At 40.0% G+C, this 1,379-nt stretch carries 2 protein-coding genes; both read right to left on the bottom strand.

All coding sequences use genetic code 11. From position 1 onward, the window contains the following. Positions 1-468, bottom strand: a 468-nt coding sequence (locus tag VXQ92_RS18045; RefSeq protein WP_416682732.1) for an aspartate/glutamate racemase family protein, incomplete at its 3' end; no start/stop codon positions are given. After that, a partial coding sequence (locus VXQ92_RS18040) for a cytosine permease (RefSeq protein ID WP_416682731.1) occupies positions 465-1,379 on the bottom strand: 915 nt, incomplete at its 5' end. The genes VXQ92_RS18040 and VXQ92_RS18045, both read right to left, overlap by 4 nt.

Here is a 1,379-nt window from a genome sequence, read left to right as displayed (position 1 = left end):
ATCTGAGTCAGGAAGCTCCAACTCTTCAACTGCAATGTCACAAGCTCGAACATTTTTGCAAAATGGTGTAACCCCATAGCGATGAGCCAGATGCCAACTCATATTCACTGTGCGTTGTAAGGTTGTGACTACACTAAAACCAGTACTAACGTAACTTGCAGTTCGCATAGCTGCTTCGGCAATCCCAATCACAGGTGCCGAAGTGATTTCACGGGCGGCATAAAGCGCAGGATCACCAAAACAGGCAATAACATAAGCATCTACATCTAGAAGTTCACCTTGGCGAATTTCCTCTAGCACACCTACGGCACTTAGGGCTTCATCATAATAACTTTCAATTGTTGCAGGGCCCATTTGAGGACTCACAGCAATAATTTGAGTATCAGAATTTGCGACTATCTTTGCTGATGCAGCAATTTTGTCAGTCATGCTTTGGGTGGTATTAGGATTAATAATTTTAATTTTCATTGTACTTTTATCTTAGTCATTGCCGATTTAGCATGGGCAAGCGGTTGGTTAAGAAATCGGTAAATGACAAAACCGAATCCCATCCCAATAAACCATGTGAAATTAGCCAGCCCAGACAGTTGTGGTAAAAGTACGCAGAGAATAGGAATTAATGAAGCTGGAATTAACGCATAAAAGGCAGAGTGGTTATAACCATTTTTGTACCAATACGAGCCTTGAGTATCTAAAGTATATAAATCATCTACCACGATTTTTTGTTTTTTAACAAGATAAAAATCTGCTAGCAATACACCAAAAAGTGGACCGATAAATGCACCTAAAATATCAATGGTGTAATGGATCACTTGAGGGTTATTAAACAGGTTCCATGGGGTAATGAAAATTGAACCTACTGCTGCAATCATTCCACCCATACGCCAGCTAATTTTGCTCGGTGAAACGTTGGAAAAATCAAATGCAGGTGAAACAAAGTTAGCAACAATATTAATTCCGATAGTGGCAATCATTAAGGTCAAACTACCTAAAATGACTACAAAAGTATTATCAAGTTTGCCAACCATCTCGACAGGGTCTGTTATAAGTTTTCCATATACTGGAAGCGTTGCCGCAATACACACTACAGTAAGTAAAGAAAAGCCTAAGAAGTTAATTGGTAAGCCAAGAAAGTTGCCCATTTTAATCGCGTTAAAGCTTTTACCATAACGAGAGAAGTCGCCAAAATTCAGCATCGGTCCTGAAAAATATGAGACAACAAGTGCAATAGCACCAATCATGACTGGTACAACTGCAAAACCGTCGTATTGAACCCCACTTAAATTTAAATCAATATTTTGCCAGCCAGCTTCCCAGATCAGCCAGACTGCCATGGCAAACATTACAACGTAGACAGCTGGACCCGCCCAGTCAATGAA

It is taken from the genome of Acinetobacter sp. 228 (assembly GCF_048147885.1).
This window is presented reverse-complemented; position numbering and strand designations above follow the sequence as displayed.